Here is a 6,547-nt window from a genome sequence, read left to right on the forward strand (position 1 = left end):
CCCCGATCCCGCCCGGATTGATTCTGTTCGAGGATCCGCCGATCCACGACATCCATCGCAAGTTGCTTGCCCGGATGTTCACCCCGCGCAAGATCGCCGAACTCGAATCCAAGATCCGCGAGTACTGCGCCCGTTGCCTGGATCCGCTGATCGATACCGGAAGCCTGGATTTCGTCGCCGATCTGGGCGCACAGATGCCCATGCGGGTCATCGGCATGCTGGTGGGAATTCCCGAGGCGGACCAGGAGATCATTCGGGACCGCTCGAACGACAACATGCGCACCGAGGCCGGAAAACCGATGAGCATCGCCTCGGACGGCTTCGACGACGGCTCCATCTTCGCCGACTACCTCGACTGGCGTGTGAAACATCCGTCCGACGACATCATGACCGAACTGCTCAACGTCGAGTTCACCGACGAGACCGGCACCGCCCGGCGGCTGTCGCGCGACGAGTTGCTGATGTACGTGATGCTGGTGGCCGGAGCCGGAAACGAGACCACCACCCGACTGATCGGGTGGGCCGGCAAGGTGCTGGCCGAGCATCCCGACCAGCGCCGTGACCTGGTGCAGAATCCAGCACTGATCCCGCAGGCCATCGAAGAACTGCTGCGCTTCGAGCCGCCGGCGCCGCACGTCGCTCGCTACGTCACCCGCGATGTGCAGTACTACGGCCAGACGGTGCCCGAGGGCTCCGTGATGATGATGCTGATCGGGGCGGCCAACCGCGACCATCGCCGTTTCGCCCCCGACGGCGATGTCTTCGACATCCACCGCGAAGCCCGCCAGCACCTGACTTTCAGCGTGGGCGCCCACTACTGTCTGGGCGCCGCACTGGCGCGATTGGAAGGGCGTATCGCGCTGGAAGAGGTACTCAAACGCTTTCCGGAGTGGGATGTCGACCTCACCAAAGCAGCACTGTCACCGACGTCCACGGTCCGCGGCTGGGAGTCCATGCCCGCACAGATCAGATGAATCCACTTCTACAACTTACGAATTGAGGTTATTGCCATGGCTGGACGTGTTGAGGGCAAGGTCGCATTCATCACCGGCGCCGCCCACGGTCAGGGCCGCAGCCACGCGGTGCGACTGGCCGAGGAGGGCGCCGACATCATCGCGATCGACGTCTGTAAGCCGATCGTGGAGAACTCGCCGATTCCGCCGGCCACCCCGGAGGAACTGGCGGAGACTGTCGACCTGGTCAAGGCTCGCGGCCGCCGGATCTTCACGGCCGAAGTCGATGTGCGCGACTTCGACGGCCTCAAGGCCGCGGTGGACGCCGGCGTGGAGGAACTGGGCGGCCTGGACATCATCGTCGCCAACGCCGGCATCGGCAACGGAGGCGACACCCTCGACCAGTGCACCGAACACGACTGGCAGGAGATGATCGACATCAACCTGTCGGGTGTGTGGAAGACCGTCAAGGCCGGTGTACCGCATCTTATTTCCGGCGGAAAGGGCGGCTCGATCGTCCTGACCAGCTCCGTCGGCGGACTGAAGGCCTACCCGCACTGCGGCAACTACGTCGCGGCCAAGCACGGCGTCGTGGGCATCATGCGCTCGTTCGCCGTGGAGTTGGGGCACCACAACATCCGCGTCAACACCGTGCACCCCACCCACGTCAGTACCGGGATGATCATGAACGAGGGCACCTGGAAGATGTTCCGTCCGGACCTGGAGAACCCGGGCCCCGACGACATGGCGCCCATCTGCCAGATGTTCCACACCTTGCCGGTGCCGTGGGTGGACGCGGTGGATATCAGCAACGCCGTGCTGTTCCTGGTCTCCGACGAGGCCCGCTACATCACCGGAGTCCCCCTGCCCGTCGACGCCGGAAGCTGCCTGAAGTAACCGCCTCGGCGATTCCGGACAGCTGGGAGGCGATATCCCCGGAGTGGATGAGCGCTGCGCCGCGGCGTTCACCGACCTTAACACCCGCGGGGCGCTGGACGCCCTCGACGCTGCGGCCTAGGCAGGTGCGTTGCCGATGACGCCGGCGGCTGCCAGCGCCGCGATCTCGGTCTCGGTGAGGCCCAGCTCGGTGAGCAGCTGATGGTTGTGCTGACCGAGCAGCGGAGCGGGGCGGGTGTGAACCGTGCGCGGCCCGCGCGAGAGCCGGGCCGGCAGCGTGGTGTGGGATGCGGAACCGTTGAGCGGGTGGTCGACCTGCTCGAAGAAGTCCCGCGCGGCCAGCTGCGGCAACTCGGTCTGGCGGTGCGGCTGCATCACCTTGGCCACCGGAACTCCGGCCTCCCAGAGTGTCTCGACGACCTCGTCGGCGCCGCGCGTAGCGCACCAGGCGGACAGCTGTTTGTCGATGACGTCGTGCTGGGCGCGCCGTCCGGCGGCGTCGGACAGGTCCGGATCGGCGGCCCAGGACTGCTCTCCCAGCGCGCCGCACAGGCCCGCCCACTGCTCATCGGTGGCGACCGCAATCGCGACCCAGCAGTCGTCTCGTCCGAATTCGTCGACTCCGGCGGTCCGGTAGAAGTTCTGCGGGGCGGCTGCGGGTCCGCGATTTCCGTTGCGTTGCAGCAACGCTCCGTTGGCGGAGTATTCGATCACCTGTTCAGCGGCGATGTTGAGAGCGGCGTCGATCATGGCGGCCTCCACCAAGACTCCCTCGCCGGTCCGGCGCCGGTGCTCCAGTGCCAGCAGCAGTGCGGTCAGCGCGTGCACACCGGCGTTCGGGTCGCCGATCGAGTACGGCTCGTACGGGTTGCGGTCGGGGTACCCGGTCAGCCAGCTGAGCCCGGCGGCGTCTTCGATGACGTAGGCGAAGGCCGGGTTGTCCCGCCAGGGGCCGTCCAGGCCGAATCCGGGCATCCGCAGCATGATCACGTCGTTGCGCAGCGACTGTACGAACCCGAAATCCAAGCCGAGGTTCTCGATCACCCGCGGGGTGAAGTTCTCGACGACGACGTCGCAGTTCGCGATCAGACGGTGCAGCACGTCGCGGCCGGTCTCGGTCGCGAAGTCCAGCGTCAGGCTCTTCTTGTTGGTGTTGAGTGCGGAGAATATCGGCGAACGCTCCCACCATGACTCCTCGCTGACCGGTATCCCGGCGATCAGCCGCGTGCCGTCGGGATGGCGGGTGGACTCCAGATGGATCACCTCGGCGCCGAGCATGGCGAGCAGGTGAGTGCACGACGGTCCGGCCCAGAAGGTGGTCATGTCCAGCACACGTATGCCGTCGAGTGGCAATCGGTCCGAGGCCGGCTCGACCGGGGCGGGCCGCCGCCGCGGCGGCAGCCGCCGGTAGGTGTCGGTGTGTTCGCCCAGGTACGGCGCCGGGGCCGGCTCGGCAGGCGCCACACCGCCCATCCGGTAGGGGGACGTCGGCTGGAGAAATCCGTCCCGCGGATTGCGCGTGAACACCCGCCGGTGCCGGAAGTGGTCGAAGCCTGCGACGTTCGCGCCGTTGCCGACCGGCGAGTTCGGTATCCGGAACGCCGAGGCCAGGTCGCGGACCTCCTCGACGGTGTGATTGCGCACCCACTCGTAGAGTTCGGGGGCGTGCAGGTTCGCCTGCTCGGTGATCGACAGCGGCGAGTCCTCGTCGATCCACTCCTCATGGCCGGTCATGACGCACAGGTCGAACCACTGCTGGGCGGTGCCACAGCCCAGCGCGACCAGACCGTCGGCGGCCTGCGCCACGCCCGGCACCGTCGGCCTGCGCTCGGACCGCCACGGGCGCCCCAGCATTTCGAAGTAGGTGACGGGATAGTAAGTGAGGCCGAGGATCTGGGCTTCCAGGGCCGAAAGGTCGATCAGTTCTCCCCGACCGTCGTGCACGGCACGCAGCCGCGACGCCAAGGTCATGGCCGCGGCGTAGGCCCCGGCGAGCCAGTCGCCCACCTGCCCGCCGATGTGTACCGGTGCCCGGTCTTGGGCTCCGCGACCGAGACCGACCGCTCCCCCCGACCAGGCCTGCAGGGTGAACTCGGTGGCCGGACGATTCCGCCACGGACCGTCCAGACCGAAGGGCGTGATGGCGGTGACCACCAGATGCGGGTGACGCCGGTGGATCTCAGCGGGCGCCAACGACGGGTGGGCGCCGACGACACCTTGGCGCGACCACACGACCGCGTCAGCGGAGGCCAGCAGGTCGTGGACCCATGCGATGTCGGCGGGATCGTCGGGATCGGCGACGACACTGTGCTTGGAGCACCCCAGGAAGCCGAACAGCGCACCGCCGGCGCCGGCATCGACCACCGCGTGTGAGGCCGACCAGCCGCGTAACGCGTCCCCTTGCGGTGGCTCGACATTGATGACCAGCGCCCCGCCGTCGGCGAGCATCTTGGTGGCGTAAGCACCGGAAATGCCGTCGGACAGATCGATGACGGTGTAGCCGTGCAGCGGCCCCACGGCGTCAGGATTCCGCGTTGCGGCTCGATTTGCTCAAGCGGAAGTCGGGCGGGAATCTGGAGTCGTTGTCCTTGACCGCTCCGCTGAGTCCGGATTCGATCGCGTCGTCGATCATCAGGTCGTCGACGTCGGGAGCAACGCCGGACCCCATCGACTCGAAGAACGCCGACAGCAGGCTGCCCATGTACTCGCCCTGATGCTGCTTGTAGACCTCGAAGAACATCTTCTGCATGAACACGGTGTCCACCGGGCGGTTACGGGCGCAGGCCAGCGCGTACTTGTCGACCTCGGCCTCGAGCTGGTCCCGCGGCACAACCTTGTTGAGGAAGTTGCACTTCTCCATGTCGGCGGCGGTGAACGGCCTTCCGGTGAAGACCATTTCGGAGAACTTGCGCAGCCCCATCATCTGCACCCAGGTCCACATCCGCGGCCCCCATCCGTAGTACCGGAAGGAGGGGTGGCCGAACAGCGCGTCGTCGCTGGAGATCACCAGGTCGGCGTCCGCGGCTTGGTAGAAATGCCAGCCGTAGCAGTATCCCTTGGCTTCCACGATGCTGATCTTCTTGAACTCCTGCAGCGGCCGGTTGCCGGCCTGCACATTGGCGTACCACGCGCTGATGGTCGCGCCGTTGCGGAACGTGCCCTGCGGCGGGTAGTTGACGTCCATGCCCTCCAGGCGCAGTTCGGCCAGCCGCTTGTCCGGATCGGCGACGCCCTCCATGAATTCGGGAAGGTCGGCACCGCTGCCCAAGTTGTCCCCCACCCCGCGGATCACCACCACTTTGACGTCGTTGTCGACGCTTGCGGCGCGCAACAGGTCCGCGTAGCGCAGGCGCGCGGCCGATGTCGGCGCGTTGAGGTATTCCGGGCGGTCGAAAGTGATGGTGGCGATCTTGGTGGCCGGGTCCTTGCGGTACCGGATGATCTCTTCTGCGGATGGCCGGCCCGACTCCCCGGCTGTGTCTGACATTGGCGATGTGCTCCTTCGAATGGCGCTACGAACGCGCCGATGGACGTGATGTCGCGGGCGGTCTCACAGCCCGAGGAAGGCTCTGATGTTGCCGCTCACCACTTTCACCGCATCCTCTGGTCCCAGGGCGTCGACCACGCCGGCCAGCGACTTCTCCGAGTATCCGAAGGTGCTCTCGTTGTGCGGATAGTCCGATGACCACATCACCTTGTCCACCCCGATCTGGTCGATCAGCCGCAGGCCGAGCGGGTCCACCATGAACGACGCGCTCATGTGGGTGTCCCAGTAATGCCGGATGTCGTGCTGCAGCTGGTGGGTGAACATGTGCTGGTAGGAGGCCAGCAGGTGTTCGGCGTCCTGCAAAGCGGTGGGAACCCAGGCGATCCCGCCTTCGAACCAGCCGATCCGCAGTCCCGGGTGGCGGTCCAGGATGCCGGAGAAGAGGTACTTGGCGAACTGCTCGCGGAACGAGTCGACGTTGACCATCATGCCCACCACGACGCTGTTGATCTCGCAGGGCGTCTTCGGCGGAGTCTCACCGATGTGGTGGGTGATGGGCAATCCGGCCTGTTCGATCTCGTCCCATACCGGATCCATCGCCCGGGCACCGAAGTCGATGATGTTGCCGTCATCGCCCTTCCCGGGGTTCAGCGGCAGCAGGAACGTCTTGAGGCCCAGGGATTTCACCTCTTCGAGGGTTCGCCGGGTTCCGGCGGGGTCCCACCAGTTGATCAGTCCCACTCCGTAGAAGTGGCCGTTGGACCGCTCCTGCAACTCGGCCATGTACTCGTTGTAGATCCGAAAGACCCGTTCCCGCAGCTCCTTGTCGGGGAAGTGGAAGAGCGCCAGCACAGCGTTGGGGAAGGCGAGTTCCCTGTCGACGCCGTCGGAGGCGAGCTCCCGGATGCGGGCCTCGATATTGCTGCTGGCCGCCCCGGCCAGATCGTCGTATTGCATGAGCACCGCCGAGAAATCGCCCGGCAGGAACGACTGCCCCTTGCGGCCGACCATGTAGGCGCCGTCCTCGTACCAGATCCGCGGCGCCTTGTCCTTGAGGTCCTCCGGGAACCGCTGATAGAAGATGTCGTCGGCGATCGAGATGTGATTGTCGGCGGAGAACACCTCGGTACCGGCCGGCAGGCCGACATTACCCAAGCCGACACCGGCCTGCCCGTGCCGGTCCTTGGGTGCCCCGTAGCCGCCGGGGGGA

At 66.3% G+C, this 6,547-nt stretch carries 5 protein-coding genes; 2 read left to right on the forward strand and 3 right to left on the reverse strand.

The genetic code is table 11. The features are described 5' to 3' along the window. Both LI92_RS19110 and LI92_RS19115 read left to right on the forward strand, forming a co-directional pair. Window positions 1–974 (forward strand): cytochrome P450 (locus LI92_RS19110; RefSeq protein ID WP_046321758.1); only part of this gene is annotated, 974 nt, incomplete at its 5' end. Between the two features lie 36 nt (window positions 975–1,010). Next, complete coding sequence (locus tag LI92_RS19115; protein WP_046321759.1) at window positions 1,011–1,850, forward strand: mycofactocin-coupled SDR family oxidoreductase; 840 nt, start codon at window positions 1,011–1,013, stop codon at window positions 1,848–1,850. Window positions 1,851–1,967: 117 nt separating this feature from the next. On the opposite strand, the gene LI92_RS19120 is transcribed toward LI92_RS19115, so the two are convergent. The 3 genes from LI92_RS19120 to LI92_RS19130 all read right to left on the reverse strand — a co-directional run. Continuing rightward, on the reverse strand, window positions 1,968–4,367 hold the full coding sequence (locus LI92_RS19120) for a CaiB/BaiF CoA-transferase family protein (RefSeq protein WP_046321761.1): 2,400 nt from the start codon (window positions 4,365–4,367) through the stop codon (window positions 1,968–1,970). 4 nt (window positions 4,368–4,371) lie between these two features. Next, on the reverse strand, window positions 4,372–5,337 hold the full coding sequence (locus tag LI92_RS19125) for an enoyl-CoA hydratase/isomerase family protein (protein ID WP_046321762.1): 966 nt from the start codon (window positions 5,335–5,337) through the stop codon (window positions 4,372–4,374). A gap of 63 nt (window positions 5,338–5,400) precedes the next feature. Then, window positions 5,401–6,547 (reverse strand): amidohydrolase family protein (locus tag LI92_RS19130; protein WP_046321765.1); only part of this gene is annotated, 1,147 nt, incomplete at its 5' end.

This window comes from Mycobacterium sp. UM_Kg1 (assembly GCF_000972925.1).
Taxonomy (GTDB): domain Bacteria; phylum Actinomycetota; class Actinomycetes; order Mycobacteriales; family Mycobacteriaceae; genus Mycobacterium; species Mycobacterium hiberniae.